Consider the following 22385-nt stretch of genomic DNA (forward strand, 5'->3'; position numbering starts at 1 on the left):
TCCCGCTTGCAATGCCGTAAACCAGACATTGCCTCTCACGATGCGGGATGGACAGCGAAGTTATTGATCAGAAGATATCGCACTGTTTTAGGCAGGCTTTACCCTATGTCTCAATTTTCAAAATAAATCGATCACTGCGACCCGGGCCGGATGAATCGGCTTTTTTGGGGCGCCATCAGGTAGGAATAATGGCTTCGTATACCCGTCAAGACGGGCTCGCTCACGCTGAAGTCCCGGATGCCGGCATCGCCCGCAGCAGTTTCAGCACGTACGCTTCCGAGGTGGACCAGCAGCTGCTCGCCTGGCGCGACCGGGTGGGGCACGTCGTGGATGTCCTGCCCTCGAAGGCGCAGATCGCAGGCGGCTTTAGCGGACGTATCGACCGGTATGCGGTGGGCGACCTTGTCTTCACAGACTCGGAGACTGACGCCATGTCGCTGGAACGCTCGGTCGCGAGAGTGTCCACCGACGTGCGGCGCAACTATGTTTTCCACATCTTCGTGCAGGGCGAGGTCGATACGGGCGTGAGCATGCAGAAGAAACGCAGCGCCCCGAATTCGGTTCAGGGAATAGTCGTTTTCGACATGGACCAGCCGTTTCGAGTCCAGCGGTCTGCGTGCCAGGTGTTGACGATGTTCGTGCCGCGAGCGACTGTTGAGGCCACGTTCCCGGACGCCGATTCAATTCACGGCCGCGTGCTGGAGCACGGCGCGCCGCTGACCCAGCTGGCGACGAATCACGCGTTGGCGCTGAGCCGCGACCTGGCCGCAATGAGTGCGGCGCAGGCAGCGCGCGAGATGGAGGCCGGCGCGCAACTGCTGCTCGCAGCTTTTCGCAAGCAGGCAAGGCTGAGTGGCGACGCCCGCGCGGCCGTGCAGGCGGCCGTGATGAGCCAGGTGCGACGGTACGTTGAAGCAAATCTCAACCAGCCGGAGCTTTCTCCTTCCAGCGTGGTGGATGCATTGCAGTTGAAGCGCGCCACGATCTACCGCTGGTTCGAGCATGAAGGCGGACTGGGCGCGTATATCCGCAATCGCCGTTTGCGCGAGGCGGCCGACGAACTGGTCCGTTTCCCGCACCTTCAGGTTATCGATATTGCCTTCGGGCTGGGGTTTAACAGCGCATCGGATTTCACGCGCGCGTTTCGCCGCGCCTACGGCATGAGTCCACAAGATGCGCGTGCTCGCGCGCTCGAGCTGCAGCAAGCGAGCAAGGCGGAGTTGATGTCGTCGTACGGGCCCGGCGGCAGATAGCGTGGTATCCGGCCTGATTGGCCGGTTCAATCACCCGGTCAGTCGAGCGCCCTTTCCGGGAAGCGCTGAAGGGCAAAAAGCGTGATGCAGGTGGCGGCGATCAGATACCACGCGGGCATCATCGGATTGCCGGTCACAGCGATCAGCCACGTGACGATGAGCGGCGAAAAACCGCCGAAAATCGCCACGCCGAAGCTGTACATGATAGACAGCGCGGCGGCGCGATGCTGGGGCGGAAAAGCCTCCAGCATCATCACCGTGCTCGCGCCAGCATTGCTGAGCGCGACGGCCACATACCCGAGGATGATCAGTAGCGCGGTGACATTGCCCACGCCCATTTTCAAGCCGAGGAAGGCCGGATAAGTCAGCGCAAGGCATACCACGAGCGCCAGGTACTGGATGGGTTTGCGCCGTTTTTGCCGATCGGCGATCCGGGCTACCAGCGGGTTCACCACCAGGATCACGAGACCGGACAGGCTGGCGGTCAGCAGGCTGATGACCGGGGGGCGATGCAACGTCCGCACCAGGTAGCTCGGCATGTAGAACACGGTGATATAGATACCGATCGACGGCGCGGCCATCATCAATGTTCCGTATATGAGCGTGCGAGCGTGCTCCGAGAACAGGGTCGCAAGCCGGGGCCGCTTGGGTGCCTCAATGACAACCGAAGGCATGCGCCGGCGCAGATACCAGCCGACAGGGCCGATCAACCCACCGAGCACAAACGGAATCCGCCATCCCCATTCGTGCATGTCGGCCGGCGAGAGTAAGGCGGTCGTAATTGCACCGACCATCGCAGCGGCAAATGCCGCCGCGCCCTGGCTCGCGCCACGCCAGCTGGTGAGATAACAGCGGCGGTTGCGCGGTACAGACTCCATTAGCACGGCTGATGCCGGCCCGATCTCGCCTCCTGCCGCGAACCCCTGCATGAGTCGCGCGAGAACCATCAGCACGGTAGCAGCCGGACCAATGGAGGCGACCGTAGGCAGGCCGGCGATCAGCCACGTGCCGAGTGTCATGAATGCGAGCGACCAGGTCATGCCGGCTTTGCGGCCCCGGCTGCTGCTGATCTGCCCGATGATGACAGCCCCGAGCGGACGCATCACGAAGCCTGCACCAAAGGTGGCCAGCGACAGCAGCAGAGAAGACAGCGGGTTGTGCGAAGGAAAGAAAAGTTGGCCGATGATGACCGCGGAGAAGCTGTAGACCGTGAAGTCGTACGCGACAAACGCGTTACCGATGATGGTAGCCAGGACGACGCGGGCGGGTCTTGCTTTTGGGGCTTGAGTCAGGTGGTCTGCTGCGGGGTACATGGGTGCGGTCTGGGGGGCGGCGGCGCTTGTGCCGATATGCGTGGTCGCTATTGTTGGCTTGGGCAATGCCCGCGGAATGATAAGGCAACCGGAAAACTCTCGCTTGAAGCCGAATCGCTGCGGGTTTCGTGCAATGCCGGCGGCCCCCAGACCACCGGCGCCACCCCTACGGCAATTGCGCGGCTAGCGCATCAAATTCGCTGAGCCACTGGGCTCTCCATGCGTCACGTGTCGCGTCATCGACCCACGCTCCGTCAACGCCGTTCAACATGAAACCCCGCAAATCGCTGATGCCAAAGCCGAAATGGCTGAACATCAGTTCCCACGCTTCACTTGGATTGACCTTGTGCAGCGTCGGGTCGTCGGTATTCGGATGGATCTTCAAACCGAGCCCGGCCATGCGGCGGATCGGATGGAGCTCCGCCCATTTCTCCGGCGGCAACGTGCGCAAATAATAAGAGTTGGTCGGCACGACCGTGAACACCAAACCCGACGCGGCATATTTGGCGGCCAGCGCGGGGTTGTCGACGATCGTATAACCATGGTCGACACGATCCACCTTCAGCAACTCGATGGCAGTCTCCACATTGCGCCACGGCATGCCGAACTCGCCCGCATGGGCGGTGGTCTTGAAGCCCGCGTCCCGCGCATTGCGATACGCTTTCCAGAACAATTCCGGCGGCCGGTCGTTCTCACGATAATCCACGCCAATGCCCGCGACTTCATCGGCGCGATGGGTTTTCATCCACTCGACCAGGGCCACCGCTTCGTCGGGATCGGCCTCCCGGTCGATACTCGGAATCAGCAGCGCGGACATTCCAAAGTCCCGCGAAGCATCGCGTATAGCCGCGACAATACCCGCCTGCGCATCGGCGTATTCAATCTTCGATACCCGCACGGTACCGGTCGGATTCCAGAAAAATTCGGCGTGGCGCACGTTATGCGCGGCCGCGTCCTGCAGATATTCGTAGGTGATGCGATGCAGGTCATCGGCATCGGTGAGCAGGTATTCATCGAGCGCGCGCAATACGCGCAACACGCCAACCGGCTTTTCGCCGCGCGTATAGAACGCATCGATCTCGGCACGCTCGATTGGTGCATGGCTTTTTTCGGCCAGCGCGATAAACGTCTGGTGCCGAACCGCGCCCAGCAAATGGCAGTGCAGTTCGACCTTCGGGATTGCGTTGAAAAATGCCCGGTGCGCGGGCGTGATCTTGATGCCGGTGCGTGAAGCGGGCACGTTGCCAAATGTCTCGTTCATATTTTTCGGTACTTGCGATAGTGCGGAATCAATGGTGCTTGGATTAATGGTGCTTAACAACGGTCCAGAAGTAATAACCGAGCGGAATGGCCAGCACGACAAGGCCCCAGGGGACCTCTTTCAAACGCCCTGCAAGCAGCTTGACGATCACGAAACACAGCAAGCCGCCCGCAATCCCTGTGCCGAAACTATTCGACATCAGCGTGAGGAGGACCATGGAAAGGACCGGGAAAGCATCCGTGAAATCGTCGAAGTGCGCGTGGCGGATCGTGCTGAACATCGACAGGCCAATCAGGATTAGCGCTGGCGCAGTGGCTTCCTTCGGGATCGCGAGCGCGACCGGCACGAACAGCAGCATCAACGCGAACATGCCCGCTGCCGCCAGCGACGAGAGCCCGCTGCGCCCACCGGCTTCCACGCCCGCCGCCGATTCAACCAGCGCCGTGAGCGCGGGAATTCCGAACACGGGGCCGAGCGTGGCTGCGATCGAATCGACCAGGAATGGCCGGTTGATATTCGGCAGGTTGGCATTTTCATCGAGCAGGTTCGCTTTGGCGCCGACCGCGAGCGTCGTGCCGAGCGTCGAGAAAAATTCAGCGGCGAAGAACACGAACAGATAAGGAATGGCGGCAACCGTCAGCGCGCTCGGAATATCCAGCTTGAACGCGACGGGCATGATGTCGTGCGGCAATGAGATCATCGATTGCGGCAGATGCGTCACGCCAAGCGGTACGCCGGCTGCCGCCGCGATCAGGATTGCCCAGAGAATGGCGCCCGGAATGCGTCGCCCCTGCAACACCACGGCGGCTGCGAGGCCGATCAGCGCGACGATCGTGCCGGGCCGCGAAAAATCGCCGAGCGCGAGCGCATTGGTCTTAGCGTTCGCGATCACCATGCCCGCGTTGCGGAATCCAAGCACCGCGATAAAGAGCCCGATGGATGCGCCGAGTCCCAGCTTGATCTGCGCCGGAATCAGCCGCACGACCAGGCTGCGTGCGCCGACCAGCGTGAGGATCAGAAACAGCACGCCGGAGATGAACGCTATGCCGAGACCGGTCTGCCAAGCGACGTGTTCGGTCGCCGCGAGCGTCACGCCAAGGATCACCGACCCGCCAATCCCGGGCCCGACGATAAACGGCAGATTCGTATAAAGCCCCATGAAAATGGTACTTAAAACGAAAACGATGATGGTCGACGTAGTTGCCGCACCCCGATCCATGCCACCTGTTGCAAGCAGCGACGGGATCACGACGAGCAGATAAGCCGCTGCGAGAAACGACGTAATGCCTGCAAGCGTCTCAATGCGCACGCTGGTATTGCGAGCGCTCAACGCAAAGCGGCGATCCAGCCAGCCGCTCGATGTTTTTGGCGCGGCGAGCTCGGGAGAAGCCATCGAAGATTCCTTGTTCACTATTATTTCCTTTGCATGTGCCGGCTTGGTCGCGCTTTATACTGCGGCGCATCTGTCCCCCAGCGGTGGCGCTCAATGTCCGATCGTTCGTCCCTCTTGCCCGCGCTGACGTTGCGGCAAGTGCAGTACTTCGTTGCGCTCGCGCATGCGCGCAGCTTCACGCAAGCGGCGCAATCGCTCTCGCTGACTCAACCCGCGCTGACCGCCGCGATCCGGCAGATCGAGTTCCTGCTCGGCGGTCCGTTGTTCGCGCGCTCCGCTCACCGCCTCACGCTGACCGCTGCCGGCGCAAGCATACTGCCGCTCGCCGAGCGCTTGCTCAACCATGCACGCGGCACGTTCGACGACATGGCCAGCACCTTCGCCGAGCGCGTGCAGACGGTGCGCATCGCGATGATTCCATCGGTGGCGGGACGTCTGCTGCCGGTGTTGAACGCGTTCCGCGAACAACGGCCGTCGCTGCGTTTCACGCTGACCGACTTGCCAAATACCGCGCTGATCGATGCGGTGCGCGATGGTGTCGCGGACATCGGCATTGGCGTGCATGAACCGGAAGCGAACCACGAGGCCTTGCGTTTCAAAGATGTCTTCGAAGACGAGATCGTCGTGGTCCTGCGGCGCGACGACCCGCTTGCCAAACGCAAGACGCTGCCGTGGGCGAAGCTTGTCGGCCGAGATCTTGCTGTGTTCGTGCGCGGCAGCGTGAGCGACGCGCTGCATCGAACGAGTGGCGATGAAAAGCTGCGTCTCTCGGTGGCGTACCGGATGGAATATTCCGAGCCGCTCTACGCGCTGGCGCGCAACGGCCTCGCGATTGCGGTGCTGCCGAGCCTCTACACGCTGCATCTGCACGATCCCGAACTGATAGCGCTGCGTCTCGACAAACCGCGCGTCACGCGTGCCATTGCGTTGATCTCGCTGGTGGGCGAGGATCGCGGCCCGCACGTGAAAGCGTGCTGGGACTATATTGCTGCGCATATCTGAACTATTGGTGGGCGTTGGCTTAGGGTAGCGTAGCAATGCTCGCCCTTAACGCGGCATAAAACGCGTCGGCATCGACGTCGGTAATCCAGGTCGCGTTCGGTGCACGGCCGCTATGGCCGCTCCAGTCGACCACCGTTTCGCCCAGCGTCCATTGCCCGGTTGTCTCCACCACCACGTTCACCAGGCGGCCCTTGAACAAGGACGGGTCGACGAGATAACCCGCTGCGGCGGGATCGTACATCGGTGCTTCTTCCACGCCGCGCCGGCCCTTCTGATACTTCACTTCCGCCGCCATGATGTCTGCGACGATCGCGCCGCAGCGGTTGCCGATGGCGCGTATGGGCGCAATGCGGGCGGGCGTGATGGGCGCTTTCACGGCGACATCGCGTGGCAGTACGACGATCGGTACGCCGCTCGCAAACACCATGCTCGCCGCTTCCGGATCGACGTAGATGTTGAACTCGGCGGCCGGCGTGATATTGCCGCGCTCGAAGAATGCACCGCCCATCAGCACGATGTCGCGCAAGCCATCACGGATTTCGGGCGCTTCGGTGAGCGCAGTCGCCAGGTTCGTCAGCGGTCCGATCGCGCAGATCGTCACGCTATGGGGCGCGGCCGCTTTCAATGTTTCGATGAGATACGCCACCGCGTGTTGCTGCGCGACCGGCGCCAGCGGCTCGTGCAACTCCACGCCTTCGAGCCCCGTCTTGCCATGTACGTTTGCCGCGGTGATCAGCGGGCGCATCAGCGGACGTGGGCATCCCGCGTACACCGGCAAGGTCTTCGTCTGACCCGCCCAGTCGCGCACGATGCGTGCGTTGCGCTCGGTCAACTCCAGCGGCACGTTGCCTGCCACGGCAGTCAGCGCACGCACGTCCAGCCGGTCGCGCGCGCCGAGTGCGAACAGGATGGCGATGGCATCGTCCTGACCCGGGTCGCAGTCGATGATCACCGTGCGGCGCTCGTTCGCGGCCTGCGCAAGCGGGTTGAACAGCGCACCGGCAGCCAGCGCCGCGGATGTCTTGAGGAAAGTACGACGGGGGACGTTAAAAGTTTGGCTCATGTTCAAAATACGTGGCGCATGCCGATGGTTGCGACCAGTTGGCGCGTGGTGGTCGATTGGGCGAACGCGAAGATCTGCGCATGCTGCGCGTCGCCGGCGGCTAGCTGGCCGATCACCGTCAACGCTATGTCGGTGCGCTTCGAAAGGAAATAGTCCGCCTGCAAGTTCACCTGATGCCACTGCGGCTTCTGGTTGATGACGTCGTACTTTCCGTCCGTGTAACCATAGGCCGCGCCGAGGAACAGCGACGGGGTCATGGTGTACACCACGTTCACGCCGAAGTTCTGCAGGTGCAGGTGAGAGTTGTCGAGGTAGTCGTAGTGGACATCGGTGAAGAGCGCGGCGAATTGCGCCTTGCCGATCGTGTAGAAACCGCCGGTGCCGACAATGCGCTGTTTGCTCGCGAACACGGACGGGTGGGTCGCGCTCTTATCGAAGATCAGGATGGGGGACGCGTAGTCGTTGGAGATCGCGCCGTCCGGATTGGTGGGGCTGTCCGGGTGGTTGTACTGCGCGTAGACCGCGCTCCATTTAAGCGGACCGTTCTCGTAGCCGACCCCGAAGCTGTACGCGTTGTTGTCGCCGAAGCCGGTCGAGTTGCTGAAGCCATAGATGGCGGTGGCCTTCAGCCCGCGATAATCCGGACTTACATACTTGACCGAATTCTGGACGCGGATGTCGTTGTAACCGTTGTCGTTATCGCCAATATTCACGCCGTTGCTCGCAATGATCACCGGGCCGATGTAATCGTGGATCGCGTCGTACTGGCGGCCAAGGGTCAGCGTGCCGTAGGTTTTATCGGCGAGACCGACATACGCCAGCCGGCCGAATTCGCGGCCGTTCTGCGAGGCCGTGCCGCTCATGATGTTGAAACCGTTCTCAAGCTGGAACACTGCGCTTAAGCCACCGCCCAGGTCTTCGCGTCCTTTCAGGCCCCAGCGCGGATTCTGGTTCGTGCCGCTGAGCGCCTCGTAAGCGTTGTGACCGGCCTGATTGGTCGCGAAGCCGACGCCGCCTGAAATCAGGCCGTAAAGGGTGACGCTGCTCTGCGCATACGACGACGCCGTGAAGGCGCCCAACACCGCGAGAGGGGCAAGCTTGAGAAGTTTCATGGTGGTCCGGTGGCGAGTGGATGTTGTTGTCGCGCTCGTTTTTTGCTGCATGGCGCGTTGTGACTGCACCGGACTGTACAAAGCTGAAAACCATAAAAATAATTGTGTTTTCTTATAAACCCATCAAATGGATTTATACAAGGGGCTCCAGGCGTGGGAGTTGCGCGCCGGTTAAGGGCGCTCTTTTCGTACGTTCACGCGATGCCTTTCTCCAGCATCGGCACGCTGCGTAAGCGCGCGACGTCCCGGCCTGGCGGCGCGCCGAACAGGCGGCTGTATTCGCGGCAGAACTGCGAGGGGCTGTCGTAGCCCACCTCGAATCCTACCGCAGCGACATCGCCCGATGTCGCCAGGAGCCGCGCACGCGCCTCCTGCAGACGTATGCGCTTCTGATATTGAAGCGGGCTCATCGAAGTAACTGCGCGGAAGTGCCGGTGAAATGACGAAATGCTCATGCCGACCTGCCCGGCGAGCGCTTCGGTCGTGAGCGTCTCGGCGTAGTGGCCGCGAATCCAGCGGATGGCATGGCTGATTTGCGACAAGCGGCTATCGGCGAGACCGATCTGCCGCACCATCGTGCCCTGTTCACCGGCGAGCAACCGCCAGAGAATTTCGCGCTCGAGCATGGGCGCGAGCACGCAGATGTCTTCAGGACGATCCAGTAGACGGAGCAAACGCACGATCGGATCGAGCAACTCTGGCGATGCAATGCTGATAGCCAGCCCGAGGGGCTCGGCGACGGTCCTGTCGCCGGTCGCTGTCTCCAGCAGCAAGTTGGCGATGTTCGCCGGCTTCAGTAGCAGCCCCATTGCGAGAAAAGGTTCGCGTTCGCTTGCCTCGACTACGTGCCCGGTGATCGGCAAATCGACGGACACTACCAGGTACTGCCCCGCGCGGTACTCAAACACCTTCTCGTTAAGCACCGTGCGTTTGGTGCCTTGGGCGATTACGGCAAGCGTGGGTTCGTACACATGGTGGATCGGCTCGGTGGTCGTGTCGGAAGCCATGATCGCGACGCCCGGGAGCGCTTTGACCATCATGTCGGCGCGGGCGTGGCGAGTGATCAATGTGCGAAGTTCGGCAATATGGTCCATCTTGTTACGGTAAGGGGCGAACGAACGAGACGCAAGCACCGCACGCATGATTCGCTCAACGTTGGCAGGATTGTGCAAGAGCTTGCGAGCATTGGTCTATCGCCGGGAAGGCGCGCGGTGGTTTTATTGTCGTCAGGTCAACCCGTCAATTTTCAGGAGAAACATCATGTCGCTGGATTCCTATGTCACGCTCGGCCGCTCCGGCCTTCGCGTCAGTCCGTTTTGTCTCGGCACTATGACTTTTGGCGAAGACTGGGGCTGGGGCTCGAGCCCCGCTGAGTCAGAAACCATCCTTGCCGAGTATCTTGATCGGGGCGGCAATTTCGTCGATACCGCGAACATCTACACCATCGGCCATTCCGAAAAGATCATCGGCGATTTCTTTGCGAGGCAAAAAGGCCGGCGGGATCGCGCGGTCATTGCCACAAAGTTCTTCGGCAACCTGTATCGCGGAGATCCGAATGGTGGCGGCGCCGGGCGCAAGGCAATCGTCGAACAGTGCGAGGAATCGCTGCGCCGGTTGCAGACGGATTACATCGACCTGTACTGGATGCACAACTGGGACCGCACCGCGCCCATTGAAGAGACGATGCGCGCGATGGACGATCTCGTGAGCGCCGGCAAAGTGCGTTATCTGGGGTTCTCCGACGCACCCGCCTGGAAAGTCGCGCAGGCGCAGATCATTGCGCAGTTTCGCGGCTGGGCGCCGTTGATAGCGATGCAGGTCGAATACTCCCTTTTGCAGCGGACCGTAGAGGGCGAACTAACGCCGATGGCGCAAGAGCTTGGCATCGGCGTGATGCCTTGGAGTCCTCTCAAGAACGGCTGGCTGTCGGGCAAATATAGCCGTGAGAATGTGAGTACCGTTGCGTCGGATCGAGGGTCTCTGGTCGGCTTGCCGGGCGAGAAGGATTTTCAGGTTATCGATGCGCTGACGGCCGTTGCCAAGGAAGCGAGCGCCACTCCGGCTGCGGTCGCGCTTGCATGGGTGCAAAGCCGTCCTGGCGTGACATCGACAATCCTTGGTGCCCGCCGCATTGACCAGCTCCGGGCGAATCTTGCCGCACTCGACCTCAAGCTGACTGAGGCGCAGATCGCGACCCTCGATGAGGTATCGAAGCCCGTTCTGAACTTCCCCGCCGATCTCAACCGCGAACTTTCGCCGAGCTTTGCGTTTGCAGGCGCAACTGTCGACGGTCAGCGGACAGCGGTCTTGCCCTTGCTGACAGAAAACGCGCATCGATATTGAGGGGGAGCGAGTAGTGGCGCCGACGGTTTTTGGTTTCGAACCCCGGCGCGATAGATAGTCTTCCTTAAACAGCGACGGACGGCTCGGCGTTTCAGGCGTGAGCACGCTCCGTATGGATGAAGCCGCGTTGCAGTGTTGCTAGTAGCAGCGCGGCGTTCGCTTTGCGGATGGCGGCGTGCTTGGCTTTTAGCGCAGCCGGGCACGCCAGTATTTCGACAATCCGCATTTGATCAGCTAGCAATGGAAGTGGAATCAAGAGCAATAGGCCAGGCGCTCATTTCTTCCCCTCCATTTTTCCCGTGTGCCAGACCTGCCGTGCTTCCAGCTCTCTTCTCGTCTTGGCTAGCTCTTCGGCCAGCAGCTTCTCATCGGGCAGCACGGTTTGGTACTCGGCTGCCAGCACTTTATTGGAGAGTCCCTCCAGGGCGTAGTGGGCCTCGGATGCACCTTTCTCAGCGCAGAGAATCAATCCCACCGGCGGGTTTTCTCCGGGCTTCATCCAATGTTCGCGGGCGTAGTTGAGGTACAGGTGCATCTGCCCGGCATCGGCGTAGCTGAACTTGCCAACCTTGAGGTCGATCACCAGGAGGCACTTGAGACGACGGTGGAAGAAAAGCAGATCGACGCGGAACCAGCTGTCGTCAATTCGTAGCCGGCGCTGACGGCCGACGAAGGCAAAGTCGTCACCCAGTTCGAGGAGGAAATCGGCCAGATGTTGAAGCAATCCGTTTTCGAGGTCAGATTCGGAGTATTCGTCCTTGAGGTCGAGGAACTCCAGTACGAAGGGGTCCTTGATGGCTTGTTCAGGCGTGAGGGCATCCCCGGGATCGGCCGCCTCGCCTTTTTCCAGCATGGCGGCCTTGTTGCGAGACAGCGCCGTACGTTCGTAAAACTGGCTACCGATCTGTCGATCGAGTTGGCGTACCGACCACCCTCCGCGCAAGGTTTCAGTCGCATAGAAGCTGCGGGCTAGCTCGTTCTTGACCGACAGCAGACGCACATAGGCCGACCAGGGCAAGGGAAAAGCTTTAGCAAGGGAAGACAAGTCAATTACGCTGTGCCCTAGCGACTCCGAGATCCCGGTTTCCTCGAAAATCGCAGACAGCGTCTGCGATTTTCGAGCCTGATTCAATTTCGCAGACGCTGTCTGCGAAATCTTATCGATAGGCCAGGCTTGATAGAACGATCGCATCTGTTCCAAATTGCGCGCGGAAAATCCTCGGCCAAATCGACTGGACAAGTCGGCTGACAGTCGTTTGATCAGCGCCTCGCCATAGGTTGCCCGGTCTTGGCCACCTTGTTCAAATTCAACAATGCGCCGGCCGATTTCCCAGTAGGTAGCCGTCATCAGCGCATTGACGCTGCGCGCAGCGGCGCGACGGGCGCTCTCCAGCAGGACGACGATGCCGATGTGAACGCTGCTGTAGTCGGGACTGATGGGAACGAGCTCGGTCATGCCTCGACCTCATTCACCAGTGCCTCGATTTCGCCGAGCGGGCGTATCACTTCAGCCTCGCGGTTGCGCACGGATGTGATCGGGTCTTTAGAGTGGGCGTGCACCAAGCCGGACTTGGCGGAGGGGTTATTCATGTCGAATTCGTAGATTAGCCAGTGCAGCGCAGGGCATCACCTTCACGTTGAGTGAGTGTGCCGCAATTAACCCGGCGGCGCGTCAGGCAGCGTGCCGCCTTCCGAGCGCGTGCGCACCGTGGTCATCGTCCTTTCGGCCAAGACCGCATCGCGCTTGGCCAGCAAATGGCCGCGCAGGACCGACGCCATGCGCTTGCCGTCGCGTGCTTCCAGCGCCTCGATCATGGCTTCGTGATCGCGGATCGCGCTGTCCCACTTCACCGTCTGAAAGTTGGACCGGAACCGTAACGCCTGCAGCCGCCGGTTCACCGATATATAGGTCTGCCGCAGCGCCGAATTGCGCGCGGCGTCGTTGATCTTGTCGTGAATGGCTTGATTGCGGCTGTAGTACCCCGACAGGTCGTTCTGCTCCCGGCACGCCAGCATGGCGTAATGCAGCGCCTTGATTTCGCTCAGTTCGGCAGGCGTTATCCGCTCGCACGCGAGTTCGCCCGAGAACGCTTCCAGCCCGCTCATCAGTTCGAACATCTCGCGAATCTCCGCCTCGCTCATTTGCGACACCGACGCGCCCCGGTTCGGCAGGATATCGATCAGGCCCTCGGACGCCAACACTTTCAGCGCCTCGCGCAACGGCGTGCGCGAAATGCCCAGCGTCTCGCACAACGTGCGTTCGTTGAGCTTCACGCCCGGCGCGAGCAAGCCCTCGACGATGAAATTGCGCAGGTGCTCAACCACCGTGTCGTGCAGCCGCTGGCGCTCCACTTTGGGGAGCGTGGTCGTGATCTGCGCAATCCCCGCGATCTGCGAACCCGCCAAATGATCATTTTGCATTCAATACCTCAACCCATTCTGTTACAGGATTTTACCGTACGACTCCGGTAAATTTGGAGGGACGGGTTTCTACCTAAGAAAAACAGCCATTTTTCACTTCCGATCACCCCAACGGTGCGTTAAAGTATTTTGCATGCAAAATTCAAAGGACGCATCATGTTAAAACTCGATTTCCATCCCGCTGGTCGCCATTTCCTGCAGATACCCGGTCCGAGTCCGGTTCCGGACCGCATTCTGCGGGCAATGAGTTATCCGACGATCGACCATCGCGGACCGGAATTCGGCGCGTTGGGCCTGAAAGTCCTCGAAGGTATCAAGGCCATCTTCAAGACCGCACAGCCGGTCGTGATCTATCCGTCCTCCGGCACAGGCGCATGGGAGGCGGCGCTCTGCAACACGCTCAGCCCCGGTGACACCGTGCTGATGTTCGAGACCGGCCACTTCGCGACACTCTGGAAAAAGATGGCCGAAAATCTCGGGCTGAAGCCGGAGTTCCTGGGCTTGCCCGGCATCGAGGGTTGGCGGCGCGGCGTGCAGGCGGACATGATTGAAGCGCGTTTGCGCGAAGACACGCAGCACACGATCAAGGCGGTGTGCGTGGTGCATAACGAAACGTCGACGGGCGTGACATCGGATATTGCAGCGGTGCGGCGCGCGATCGATGCCGCCGGGCATCCGGCGCTTTTTCTCGTCGATACGATCTCCGGACTTGCGTCCGCAGATTATCGGCATGACGAATGGGGCGTGGATGTCACGGTGTCCGGTTCGCAAAAAGGCTTGATGCTGCCCCCGGGGATCAGCTTCAACGCGGTCTCGCAGAAAGCGATCGAGGCAAGCAAGGAAGCGAAGTTGCCGCGTGCGTTCTGGGCGTGGGACGAGATCATCGAGATGAACAAGAGCGGTTACTGGCCGTACACGCCGAACACCAACTTGTTGTATGGCTTGTCTGAAGCGCTCGAGATGATCGGCGACGAAGGGCTCGATCAGGTCTTCGCCCGGCATCAAAGGCTGGCGGAGGCTTGCCGCGCTGCGGTCAACGCGTGGGGCCTGGAGATCCAATGTGCCGACCCGGCCGATTATTCGCCGGTGCTCACGGGCGTGATGACGCCCGACGGTGTCGACGCCGACGCAATCCGCAAGACTATCTACGAGCACTTCGATATGTCGCTTGGCACGGGCCTCGGCAAGCTCAAGGGCCGCATGTTCCGCATCGGGCATCTGGGCGACTGCAACGACCTCACGCTGATGGCCACGCTCACAGGCTGTGAAATGGGCCTCAAGTTGTACGGCGTGAAGCTGGCGGGCAGCGGCGTCCTGGCGGCAATGGACTACCTGACGAGCCACACTGCGGCACCGGCATTGAATGCGGCGGCGTGACACGAAAGCCGGTCCGGCGGCAACGCATGACCGGCTCCCCTCTACTCAACCGCGCGTAGACGCCGATGCTCACTAAATCTTCCGAAGCGCTCGTCCAGCCGATCCACCTGATGCCGGCTTCGGCGCGCGCCACCCTGTCGCCGCTGGCCATGCGCCTGCGTCAAGAGTTGAAGGGCGATGTGCTGTTCGACCGGGCGGCGCGCGGACGCTACGCGACGGATGCATCGATCTACCAGATCATGCCGCTGGGCGTCGTCGTACCGAACGATCAGGCGGACTTGCTGCTCGCGTTGGAGATTGCACGCGACGCACATGCTCCCGTGCTTGCACGCGGTGCAGGGACGAGCCAGTGCGGCCAGACGATTGGCGAAGCGCTGGTTATCGATACAAGCAAGTGGCTCAACAATATCGTCCACTTCGATCGTGAAGCGCGCACGGTAACGGTCGAGCCGGGTGTGGTGCTCGACCATCTGAACGCATGGCTGAAGCCGCATGGCTTGTGGTTTCCCGTCGATGTATCGACCAGTGCGCAATGCACGATCGGCGGCATGGCGGGCAACAACTCGTGCGGCTCGCGGTCGATGGAATACGGGATCATGGTGCACAACGTGGCCGCCATTGACGCCGTGCTGGCCGATGGTCATCAAGCCACGTTCGCAGCGTTGCATGCGATGTCGCCCGACGCTCGCACGCGTTCGCTGGTCGAAGGCGTACAGCGCATAGCACAGCGCGAACGCGATGAAATCCGCGAGCAAGTGCCGAAGGTATTGCGGCGAGTAGCGGGCTACAACATCGATCTCTTCGATTGCCAGAGCCCCTTGCCCTTCAGCGCCGACGGCGTGCCAAATCTCGCGCAGTTGCTGGTGGGCTCCGAAGGCACGCTCGCGTTCAGCCGGCAACTCACGTTGAAACTGTGGCCCTTGCCCGAGCACAAGACGCTCGGCGTCGTGAACTTCCCTACGTTCTACGACGCGATGGACATGACGCAGCACATCGTTAAGCTGGGACCGGTCGCGGTGGAACTGGTCGACCGCACGATGATCGACCTGTCGATGTCCAATCCGGCGTTTCGTCCGGTGATCGAACGTGCGCTGGTCGGCCAGCCGCAAGCCGTGTTGCTGGTCGAATTCGCCGGCGCGGACAAGGCCGTGCAAATCGCAAAGCTCGCGCAGCTCGTGGTACTGATGGGTGACCTCGGCTTGCCGGGCTCGGTCGTCGAGATGCCCGACGCCGCGCAACAAAAGGCCTTGTGGGAGGTGCGCAAGGCCGGCCTCAACATCATGATGAGCATGAAGGGCGACGGCAAGCCGGTGTCGTTCATCGAAGATTGCGCCGTGCCGCTCGAACATCTCGCGCAGTACACCACGCGACTTACTGAAGTCTTCCACAAGCATCACACCGAAGGCACCTGGTACGCGCATGCGAGCGTCGGGACGCTGCACGTACGGCCCATTCTCGATATGCGGCGCACCGGCGCGCAGAAGATGCGAGAGATTGCGGAGGAAGCGTCAGCGCTCGTGCGCGAGTACAAGGGCGCGTATTCGGGTGAACACGGCGATGGTTTGTGTCGCGGCGAATGGGTCGCGTGGCAATACGGACCACGTATCAACGAGGCGTTCCGCGAGATCAAGACGCTCTTCGATCCCGAGAATCGCATGAGTCCGGATCGCATCGTGAATCCGCCGAAAATGGATGACGCGACGAACTTCCGTTTTCCGCCGACCTATCGCGAACGCGAGATCGCGACGCAGCTCGACTGGTCGCAATGGAACGTGACGCGCGATCCGTTGACGGGTGTCGAGACCGCACCGGGAACAGGTGACGATCACACTGGCGGCCTCGCGAAGGCCGTCGAGATGTGCAACAACAACGGCCATTGCCGCAAGTTCGATGCAGGCACCATGTGCCCAAGCTATCGCATCACCAAGGACGAACAGCATGTCACGCGAGGCCGCGCGAACACGCTGCGGCTCGCGATCAGCGGACAACTCGGTGAGGGAGGCCTTGCAAGCCAGGACGTGAAGGATGTGCTGGACCTGTGCGTATCGTGCAAGGGTTGCAAGCGTGATTGCCCGACGGGCGTCGACATGGCGAAGATCAAGATTGAAGCGCGTGCGGCGTGGACGTCAGTGAACGGCTTGCGTATGCGCGACCGGCTAGTGGGCTTTCTGCCGCGTTACGCGCCGTATGCGAGCCGCATGCCGTCGTTGTTCGGCTCGGTCGAACGTTTGCCGCGTTTTGCAGGCTGGCTGAAGACGCGCTTGGGCCTTGCCCCGCAACGCGCGTTTCCGCATTTCGTGAAGTCGTTTTTATCGACGACCGTGCAGCCTTTGCCACCCGCGCAGGGCGACAAGGAAGTGCTGCTTTTCGTCGATACCTTCAACAACTATATGGAACCCGACAACGCCCGCGCCGCGAAGCGCGTGCTCGAGGCGGCGGGGTACACGGTTCATCTGAACGTCAAAGCTGGCGAGCGGCCGTTGTGTTGCGGACGTACGTTTTTATCCGCGGGACGGGTCGATGAAGCGAAGGCTGAAGCGCGCCGCACGCTGGACACATTGCGCCCCTATATAGAACGCGGGGTGCCGGTCGTCGGCCTTGAACCGTCGTGCCTGCTTTCTTTCCGCGATGAATTCCTCGACTACGGTTACGGCGATGAAGCGCGCAAGCTCGCGAAGTCGTCGTTCCTGTTCGAGGAGTTCCTGGTTCACGAGAAAGAGGCGGGACGGTTGCGGCTTTCGCTGAAACCACTCGCTCAGCCGAAGGCGCTGGTTCACGGTCACTGCCATCAAAAGGCCTTCGACGTGTTTCGTCCCGTGCAAGCTGTGCTCGGCTGGATTCCTCAGCTGGAGGTCTCGGTGGTCGAATCGTCGTGTTGCGGCATGGCCGGGAGTTTTGGTTACGAAGCCGAGCACTACGAAGCATCGAAGGCGATGGCGGAGTTGTCGTTGCTGCCCGCCGTGCGCAAGGCTCAGGATGCAGTGATCGTCGCCGATGGCACCAGCTGCCGTCACCAGATAGCGGACGGCACCGATGCAAAAGCGCTGCATGTCGCGCAGGTACTGGCTGCGGCGCTAAGGGATTATTGACCAGCACAGCACCAAAGCAGCACAGGTTCACATAAACAGCGGACGGCGTCATGTTCCGCGCATTGGAGACCAGCATGGCACGACCGCGCAAACCCAGGATTCGCACCTCGCTTTAACGCCCATCCGGTAAAGCCTTATCGAAAGTTCGGGATGCAGTTCGCTTCTGGCGCCCGTGGGCGCCTTGATGAAGCACGCCTTACTCAAGGAGACGATGATGTTCCGTCGAGCTACGACGCGCGTTCTGTTGCTGCTGTGCGCAATGTATTTCATTACCTATATCGACCGTGTCAACGTCAGTACCGCTGCCTCGCAGTTCGGTGCGGAACTGCATTTGTCGCATGTCCAGATCGGCTTTGTTTTTTCCGCATTTGCCTATCCGTATCTCGTGTTCCAGATTATTGGCGGATGGGTGGGGGACCGCTTCGGACCGCGCCGCACGCTTGCTGTCTGCGCCGTGATCTGGGCGGCCGCCACGATCATGACCGGGCTGGCCGGCGGATTTGTATCGCTGATCATTGCGCGCTTGTTGCTTGGGCTGGGCGAAGGGGCAACGTTCCCGACCGCCACCCGCGCCATGTCGAACTGGATGCCGGCGGACAAACGCGGTTTCGCGCAAGGGACCACGCATGCCGCGTCGCGCATTGGTAATGCGGTGGCGCCGCCGTTGATCGTCTGGTTGATGATTGCAACGAGCTGGCGCGGTGCATTTATCGTGACGGGGGTCATCAGTTTTCTGTGGGCGATCGTCTGGATCTTCTATTTCCGCGATAACCCCCGCGACCATAAGAGCATTACCGCCGATGAGTGCGCCACGCTTTCGTCGTTCTCCGGGGTCAAGCAGCGCGTGCCTGTTCCATGGCGTGCATTGTTGGGACGGATGGCCCCGGTGACCGCCGTGTACTTCTGCTACGGCTGGGTCTTGTGGCTCTTCCTCGGCTGGATTCCGCAATACTTTCTCCACAACTACCACATGGAGTTAGGGAAGTCGGCGTTGTTCGCATCAGGCGTGTTCTTTGCGGGCGTGCTTGGCGACTGGCTCGGCGGCTCGGTCACGGACCGTATCCTGCGGCGCAGCGGGAATATCCGCATGGCTCGCAACGTGATGGTCGGTGTCTGCATGTTCCTGACGATGCTTTCGCTCGCGCCCATCATGCTGGTTTCCAATATGTCGATAACGTTGGCCGCGGTTTGCCTGAGCGGCGGCTTCTTCTTCAACGAGATGACGATCGGACCCATGTGGGCCGTGCCGATGGACATCGCCCCCAAGCACGCCGGCACCGCCAGCGGCATCATGAATTCGGGCTCTGCGTTGGCCGCGATCATCAGTCCGGTTGTTGGTGGTTTCCTGATCGACAAGACCGGGAACTGGAACCTGCCTTTCACGGTTTCCATGATCCTCATGGCGGTCGGCATTGTGCTCTCGTTCACCATGCGGCCGGATCGGGCGCTGGACGACGCTACTGCGGGTGCTGAAGGAAAGGAAGGCGCACAGGCGGCGAGGAAGTTTGTCTAGATGTCCGCTCGCACCGGACGCTGCTATTTTTTTCCAGGAGACGCTGTGGCTGAACCATCCATCTTGATTGAACGCGAGGGGTTTATCGCGACGGTTGTTATCGACCGCCCCGCGAAGCTCAACGCAATGACGAAGCCACTTTGGCAGTCGCTGGGTGAAACCATCGATGCGCTCTCCGCCGATGACTCCATCCGCTGCATCATCCTGCGCGGCGCCGGCGAGAAAGCCTTCTCGCCGGGCAATGACATAGCCGAGTTCCAGACCGATCGCTCCAATGTCGAACAGGCCCGTGTTTATGGGGCGATCATGCATCGCACGTTGAAGTCGCTGGGTGCATGCAGGCATCCGATTGTCGCGATGATTCATGGCATCTGCGTGGGCGGCGGACTTGAGATTGCCGCCATGTGCGACCTGCGTATTTGCGGGGAGTCCAGCCGCTTTGGCGTGCCGATCAAGAACCTTGGCCTGGTGATGGCGCATGCGGAACTCGATGCGCTCGTGCAACTCGCGGGTCCCGCCGTCGCGCTGGAAATCCTGCTGGAAGGGCGCATTTTTGGGGCGCAAGAGGCGCTTGAGAAACGGCTCGTCACGCGGGTCGTAGCCGATGATCAGGTCACCACCGAAACGCTTGCAACAGCGCAGCGGATCGCAGAAGGAGCGCCCTTGGTCGCACGCTGGCACAAGCAATTCGTGAAGCGCGCCATGAACCCGGCGCCGCTTACATCCGAGGAACGTGACGAAGGTTTCGCGTGCTTCGGCACCGAAGACTTTCGCACGGGATATCAAGCTTTCCTCGACAAGCTCAAACCCGAATTCAAGGGGCGTTGAAATGCTCGGAACTGATACAGGAAGCAAAGGCCCCCTTGCGGGCATGCGCGTCATCGAACTGGCTCACATCATGTCCGGGCCCATCTGCGGGATGATGCTCGCCGACATGGGCGCTGATGTCATCAAGGTCGAGAAGATCCCCGGCGGCGACGACTGCCGTCGCTTCGCTCCCATCCTGGAAGGCGGAGAGTCGGCGTCGTTCATGATCGTGAACCGCAATAAACGCGGCGTCGCGATCAATCTCAAGACCGACGGTGGCCGTGAAGTGCTGCGCAAGATGCTGGCTACTGCCGACGTAGTCACCGAAAACTATCGTCGCGGCACGATGGAAAAACTCGGCATGGGGTATGACGTGCTCAAGGCGGAAAATCCCGGCCTGATCTATTGCGCGATCTCGGGTTTCGGCCGCAGCGGACCCATGGCCGACAAGGGTGGCTTCGACCTGATCGCGCAGGGCATGAGCGGTCTCATGAGCATGACCGGCGAACCGGGTCAGGCGCCGATCAAGGCGGGCTCGCCGGTCACCGATATCAACGCGGGCATTCTCGCCGCGCTCGGCATCTGCGCGGCCTATGCGGGCAAGCAAAAGACCGGGCTGGGCCAGATGGTGGATACATCGCTCTTCGAAGCGGGTTTGCAGCAGATGTACTGGGCCTTCGCCAACTACTTCGCTGATGGCACGGTGTTGCCCAAGGCCGGCTCGGCCAATCCGACCAGCGCGCCGTATCAGGCGTTCCGGACTCGTGACGGCTGGGTGAATATCGGCGGGGCGAATCAGAGTAATTACGAGCGGCTGGTCGGTGTGCTGGATATTCCGGGACTTGCCGAGGACGAGCGCTTCCGGACCAATGCCGGGCGGTTGAAGTATCGCGGAGCGCTGGTCGACATCCTGACAGCGCGGCTTGTCGAGAGAACGACGGACGAATGGCTTGCCACATTCGATGCAATCGGCCTGCCGTCGGGGCCAGTGCTAGGTGTACCCGAAGCGGCGGCGCATGAACAAACGCTGGCGCGCGGGATGATTGTTGAGACGACGCATCCGGTAGCAGGACGCATGCGTGGATTGGGCTTGCCGATCCATTTCTCCGACGGGCTTGCGCAATCGCCCATGCCTGCGCCGCTGCTGGGTCAACACACCGCGGAAGTGCTGCGGGAATACGGTTTCTCCGATGAACGTATTCACGCGCTCAAAGAGGAAGGCGCCGTCATCGCCAGCGATGTAACGGCCTGAGTCAACACTTAGTCTGGACTTCACAATACCGCTTAAGCACATTCCCGCTAAAGAGGAATGTCTTAAGCCGCCAGCAAGATGATTTAATCCGTCATCGCCCGAAAACACCGCGTCGCATTTGATCAAGAGCGTGTGCAAAAGCATCGCCTGACACCCCGTCATCCGGTGATAAGCTACGCGATGTCCAGACAAGTTGGTTCTCTTAACGGCCTTAGCAAGGCCACGACCGGCTGCTTATCCCAGGACGCTTGCGCGAGCACCCCGCGTTTCCTCCGATCGTGAATCACTATGCCTGCAACCATTGCCCAAAGCAGAGCGGTGCCACTGCGCAGCATCGCGCAAATCCTCGCCGCCATGTTTTGCTTTGCAGTGGTCGATGCACTGGCGAAGTCGGTCAGCCTGAAATACCCCGCTAACGAGATCACGTTCTTTCGAATGATCTTCGGTCTGTTGCCCGCGTTTGCGATGTGCTTGCAAGGCAAACCGTTGAGCGAGCGCTTGAGGACTTTGGACTTTCCGGCGCAGACGCTACGCGCGGTTACCTTGCTTTGCGCGCTCGGACTGTTTTTCGCGGGCTTGCCTTACGTGCCGTTGAGCGAAGCGGTTGCCATCGTCTATTCGGAGACCATCTTCGTGATCGTGCTGGCGCCCTTGCTTCTCAAGGAAACGCTAAGACGGCGTGACGCCGGCGCGGCCGCGATCGGTTTTATCGGCGTGCTTTTAGTCGTGCGTCCAAGCAGCGATCAGACGAGTTGGCTCGGTCCCGCGCTTCTTTTGGCGAGCGCGGTTTTCGGCGCGTTATCGATCCTGCAAATCAAGCGTATCCGCGCATCGAATGATTCGAGTGTCACCGTGCTTTACTTCACCATGATCGGCGCGCTCGTCAGCGGGCTTTCGCTCGTGTTCGCGTGGCAAACACCGACGCTGGATTTCCTCGCCGTGATGGCTTTGCTCGGTATCCTGGCCGGCACCGGGCAACTGCTGTTGACCATGGCGTTTCGACAAGCCGATGCCAGCGCACTCGCGCCGTATAACTACACGAGCATTGTCTGGGCGGCGATCTTCGGGTTTGTGGTCTGGGGTGAGACGGTCGGCATGGTGTCGCTGCTGGGCATCCTGCTGATTGTCGGCAGTTCAATCCTGGTGGCAATCAGGAGCAAGCAAGCCGACGGCCCGCTGGTTTAAT

Annotated in this window: 18 protein-coding genes; 9 read left to right on the forward strand and 9 right to left on the reverse strand. The window is 60.8% G+C overall.

Features of this window, described 5'->3' with window-relative positions; all coding sequences use genetic code 11:
• Positions 1-188: 188 nt before the first annotated feature.
• Positions 189-1253 (forward strand): AraC family transcriptional regulator, encoded by a 1065-nt coding sequence (locus tag FH08_RS0131070; protein ID WP_063771247.1) that lies wholly within the window; start codon positions 189-191, stop codon positions 1251-1253.
• Between the two features lie 38 nt (positions 1254-1291).
• On the opposite strand, the gene FH08_RS0131075 is transcribed toward FH08_RS0131070, so the two are convergent.
• From FH08_RS0131075 to FH08_RS0131085, 3 genes are all read right to left on the reverse strand, one after another.
• Positions 1292-2566 (reverse strand): MFS transporter, encoded by a 1275-nt coding sequence (locus FH08_RS0131075; RefSeq protein WP_031362097.1) that lies wholly within the window; start codon positions 2564-2566, stop codon positions 1292-1294.
• A 166-nt stretch (positions 2567-2732) separates the two neighbouring features.
• The gene (locus FH08_RS0131080; protein WP_031362098.1) at positions 2733-3827 is read right to left on the reverse strand and encodes an adenosine deaminase family protein; all 1095 of its coding nucleotides are present in this window, start codon (positions 3825-3827) and stop codon (positions 2733-2735) included.
• Positions 3828-3870: 43 nt separating this feature from the next.
• Positions 3871-5220, reverse strand: a complete 1350-nt coding sequence (locus tag FH08_RS0131085) for an NCS2 family permease (RefSeq protein WP_031362099.1) — start codon at positions 5218-5220, stop codon at positions 3871-3873.
• Positions 5221-5313: 93 nt separating this feature from the next.
• Here FH08_RS0131085 and FH08_RS0131090 point away from each other — a divergent pair, with 93 nt between their 5' ends.
• Positions 5314-6222: a LysR family transcriptional regulator gene (locus FH08_RS0131090; protein WP_031362100.1), complete on the forward strand. Its 909-nt coding sequence runs from the start codon at positions 5314-5316 to the stop codon at positions 6220-6222.
• A gap of 19 nt (positions 6223-6241) precedes the next feature.
• Here the strand turns inward: FH08_RS0131090 and FH08_RS0131095 are convergent, their stop codons facing one another.
• The 3 genes from FH08_RS0131095 to FH08_RS0131105 form a co-directional block, all read right to left on the reverse strand.
• Positions 6242-7285: a nucleoside hydrolase gene (locus FH08_RS0131095; protein WP_031362101.1), complete on the reverse strand. Its 1044-nt coding sequence runs from the start codon at positions 7283-7285 to the stop codon at positions 6242-6244.
• 2 nt (positions 7286-7287) lie between these two features.
• Positions 7288-8397, reverse strand: a complete 1110-nt coding sequence (locus tag FH08_RS0131100) for a porin (protein ID WP_031362102.1) — start codon at positions 8395-8397, stop codon at positions 7288-7290.
• Between the two features lie 194 nt (positions 8398-8591).
• The gene (locus FH08_RS0131105) at positions 8592-9539 is read right to left on the reverse strand and encodes an AraC family transcriptional regulator (protein WP_200878814.1); all 948 of its coding nucleotides are present in this window, start codon (positions 9537-9539) and stop codon (positions 8592-8594) included.
• A gap of 118 nt (positions 9540-9657) precedes the next feature.
• Here FH08_RS0131105 and FH08_RS0131110 point away from each other — a divergent pair, with 118 nt between their 5' ends.
• Positions 9658-10740 (forward strand): aldo/keto reductase, encoded by a 1083-nt coding sequence (locus tag FH08_RS0131110; protein WP_031362104.1) that lies wholly within the window; start codon positions 9658-9660, stop codon positions 10738-10740.
• A 274-nt stretch (positions 10741-11014) separates the two neighbouring features.
• Here FH08_RS0131110 and FH08_RS0131115 read toward each other — a convergent pair whose 3' ends face one another.
• From FH08_RS0131115 to FH08_RS0131125, 3 genes are all read right to left on the reverse strand, one after another.
• A complete protein-coding gene (locus FH08_RS0131115) occupies positions 11015-12196 on the reverse strand; it encodes a PDDEXK nuclease domain-containing protein (RefSeq protein WP_031362105.1) in 1182 nt (393 codons plus the stop codon).
• Entirely contained in the window at positions 12193-12330 is a 138-nt protein-coding gene (locus FH08_RS52690; RefSeq protein WP_160172517.1) for a hypothetical protein, read from the reverse strand. The genes FH08_RS0131115 and FH08_RS52690 overlap by 4 nt, the downstream gene beginning before the upstream one ends.
• Before the next feature lie 66 nt (positions 12331-12396).
• Positions 12397-13161, reverse strand: a complete 765-nt coding sequence (locus tag FH08_RS0131125) for a GntR family transcriptional regulator (RefSeq protein WP_051888675.1) — start codon at positions 13159-13161, stop codon at positions 12397-12399.
• 156 nt (positions 13162-13317) lie between these two features.
• Here FH08_RS0131125 and FH08_RS0131130 point away from each other — a divergent pair, with 156 nt between their 5' ends.
• The 6 genes from FH08_RS0131130 (at position 13318) to FH08_RS0131155 (ending at position 22384) form a co-directional block, all read left to right on the forward strand.
• Positions 13318-14538 (forward strand): pyridoxal-phosphate-dependent aminotransferase family protein, encoded by a 1221-nt coding sequence (locus FH08_RS0131130; protein WP_031362107.1) that lies wholly within the window; start codon positions 13318-13320, stop codon positions 14536-14538.
• A 65-nt stretch (positions 14539-14603) separates the two neighbouring features.
• Positions 14604-17627 carry an FAD-binding and (Fe-S)-binding domain-containing protein gene (locus FH08_RS0131135; protein ID WP_031362108.1) on the forward strand — a complete coding sequence of 1008 codons (3024 nt, stop codon included), beginning with the start codon at positions 14604-14606 and terminating at the stop codon, positions 17625-17627.
• A 211-nt stretch (positions 17628-17838) separates the two neighbouring features.
• Positions 17839-19140, forward strand: coding sequence for an MFS transporter (locus tag FH08_RS0131140; protein WP_035567527.1), 1302 nt, complete (start codon positions 17839-17841; stop codon positions 19138-19140).
• Complete coding sequence (locus FH08_RS0131145; RefSeq protein ID WP_200878815.1) at positions 19141-19968, forward strand: enoyl-CoA hydratase-related protein; 828 nt, start codon at positions 19141-19143, stop codon at positions 19966-19968.
• 1 nt (position 19969) lies between these two features.
• Entirely contained in the window at positions 19970-21199 is a 1230-nt protein-coding gene (locus FH08_RS0131150) for a CaiB/BaiF CoA transferase family protein (protein WP_235210561.1), read from the forward strand.
• A gap of 288 nt (positions 21200-21487) precedes the next feature.
• Positions 21488-22384 (forward strand): DMT family transporter, encoded by an 897-nt coding sequence (locus FH08_RS0131155; RefSeq protein WP_031362112.1) that lies wholly within the window; start codon positions 21488-21490, stop codon positions 22382-22384.
• The last annotated feature ends 1 nt before the right edge of the window (position 22385 follow it).

Origin of the sequence: Caballeronia sordidicola, assembly GCF_000729995.1 — a bacterium.
Classification (GTDB): Bacteria; Pseudomonadota; Gammaproteobacteria; order Burkholderiales; family Burkholderiaceae; genus Caballeronia; species Caballeronia sordidicola_A.

What these genes read in the sequence shown, in the direction of transcription:
- FH08_RS0131070 (WP_063771247.1), top strand. Translation starts at nt 189, where the DNA reads ATGGCTTCGTATACCCGTCAAGACGGGCTCGCTCACGCTGAAGTCCCG.
- FH08_RS0131075 (WP_031362097.1), bottom strand. Translation starts at nt 2,566, where the DNA reads ATGTACCCCGCAGCAGACCACCTGACTCAAGCCCCAAAAGCAAGACCC.
- FH08_RS0131080 (WP_031362098.1), bottom strand. Translation starts at nt 3,827, where the DNA reads ATGAACGAGACATTTGGCAACGTGCCCGCTTCACGCACCGGCATCAAG.
- FH08_RS0131085 (WP_031362099.1), bottom strand. Translation starts at nt 5,220, where the DNA reads ATGGCTTCTCCCGAGCTCGCCGCGCCAAAAACATCGAGCGGCTGGCTG.
- FH08_RS0131090 (WP_031362100.1), top strand. Translation starts at nt 5,314, where the DNA reads ATGTCCGATCGTTCGTCCCTCTTGCCCGCGCTGACGTTGCGGCAAGTG.
- FH08_RS0131095 (WP_031362101.1), bottom strand. Translation starts at nt 7,285, where the DNA reads ATGAGCCAAACTTTTAACGTCCCCCGTCGTACTTTCCTCAAGACATCC.
- FH08_RS0131100 (WP_031362102.1), bottom strand. Translation starts at nt 8,397, where the DNA reads ATGAAACTTCTCAAGCTTGCCCCTCTCGCGGTGTTGGGCGCCTTCACG.
- FH08_RS0131105 (WP_200878814.1), bottom strand. Translation starts at nt 9,539, where the DNA reads ATGCGTGCGGTGCTTGCGTCTCGTTCGTTCGCCCCTTACCGTAACAAG.
- FH08_RS0131110 (WP_031362104.1), top strand. Translation starts at nt 9,658, where the DNA reads ATGTCGCTGGATTCCTATGTCACGCTCGGCCGCTCCGGCCTTCGCGTC.
- FH08_RS0131115 (WP_031362105.1), bottom strand. Translation starts at nt 12,196, where the DNA reads ATGACCGAGCTCGTTCCCATCAGTCCCGACTACAGCAGCGTTCACATC.
- FH08_RS52690 (WP_160172517.1), bottom strand. Translation starts at nt 12,330, where the DNA reads ATGAATAACCCCTCCGCCAAGTCCGGCTTGGTGCACGCCCACTCTAAA.
- FH08_RS0131125 (WP_051888675.1), bottom strand. Translation starts at nt 13,161, where the DNA reads ATGCAAAATGATCATTTGGCGGGTTCGCAGATCGCGGGGATTGCGCAG.
- FH08_RS0131130 (WP_031362107.1), top strand. Translation starts at nt 13,318, where the DNA reads ATGTTAAAACTCGATTTCCATCCCGCTGGTCGCCATTTCCTGCAGATA.
- FH08_RS0131135 (WP_031362108.1), top strand. Translation starts at nt 14,604, where the DNA reads ATGCTCACTAAATCTTCCGAAGCGCTCGTCCAGCCGATCCACCTGATG.
- FH08_RS0131140 (WP_035567527.1), top strand. Translation starts at nt 17,839, where the DNA reads ATGATGTTCCGTCGAGCTACGACGCGCGTTCTGTTGCTGCTGTGCGCA.
- FH08_RS0131145 (WP_200878815.1), top strand. Translation starts at nt 19,141, where the DNA reads ATGTCCGCTCGCACCGGACGCTGCTATTTTTTTCCAGGAGACGCTGTG.
- FH08_RS0131150 (WP_235210561.1), top strand. Translation starts at nt 19,970, where the DNA reads ATGCTCGGAACTGATACAGGAAGCAAAGGCCCCCTTGCGGGCATGCGC.
- FH08_RS0131155 (WP_031362112.1), top strand. Translation starts at nt 21,488, where the DNA reads ATGCCTGCAACCATTGCCCAAAGCAGAGCGGTGCCACTGCGCAGCATC.